The organism is Parabacteroides sp. MSK.9.14 (genome assembly GCF_019041495.1).
GTDB lineage: Bacteria > Bacteroidota > Bacteroidia > Bacteroidales > Tannerellaceae > Parabacteroides > Parabacteroides merdae.
The window spans coordinates 1-787 of sequence record NZ_JAHPXO010000125.1 but is presented as its reverse complement, the minus strand read 5'-3'; the positions used below and the strand labels follow the sequence as shown (position 1 = coordinate 787).

General features: G+C 34.1%; 1 protein-coding gene and 1 pseudogene. Both read right to left on the bottom strand.

Translation table 11 applies throughout. The features are described from left to right. Nucleotides 1-436, bottom strand: a 436-nt coding sequence (locus tag KTG12_RS21430) for a 6-bladed beta-propeller (RefSeq protein ID WP_216945550.1), incomplete at its 3' end; no start/stop codon positions are given. A gap of 79 nt (nt 437-515) precedes the next feature. Next, nucleotides 516-787: pseudogene (locus KTG12_RS21425) on the bottom strand (hypothetical protein); the annotation flags it as partial.

The window sequence follows — 787 nt, the reverse complement described above, 5'->3', positions numbered from 1 at the left end:
CAAAAAAACGATATGGCATATAAATACGATCATTCAACAAGGCATACTTACCACGAAATTCACCTTTTTGATCAAAACACAAAGCAGCGCTATGTCCCATGTCAAAAACATACAAAAAACTATCTTCTAACGCAATAGACTCTATACTCACAAAATCTCTAGGACCTGGCCCCTGCCTTCCTATAAATCTATTAAGGATAAAATATTGATTCGTTTCTATTACTTGAGACAAATATTGATCCGAAATATAAAGCCGATTCTCATAAAATTGTAAATCTCGCACTTTGGATAAAAATATTGAATCACCCCAACCTTCTACAAACGAAAGTTGTTTATACTTTACAGTTTCCAACTGCAATTGTCTTTCTTTTTGACAAGAAATTAATGACAAAAAAAATATGACAGTTAATATGATATTACTTAATTTTAGATTCATAATTTTTTATTTTATAAACCGTGGACAAATTGCAAGCAAATTCATCCACGATCTAAGTTAAAACAAAATGCCCTACAGTCTAATCGCAACGAATAGACTCTTTATCATCACATTGTACATAGCCGGAAAAAGTATTCCTTTCACAATTTTCCTTCCCTGAACAAGATACGGAACCATTCACATTCCCATCCCGATCTTTACAAATCAAAGTTACTTTACAAGAATACCCATCTCCTCCTGTTCCACTTCCATCATCACCTGTTTTTGTCTGTTGAGCCCAAATGGCAATCACGCCATTATTCTCAGCTAATCCATAATCATTCAGCGCATACTGGAGATTCATTCCCATAC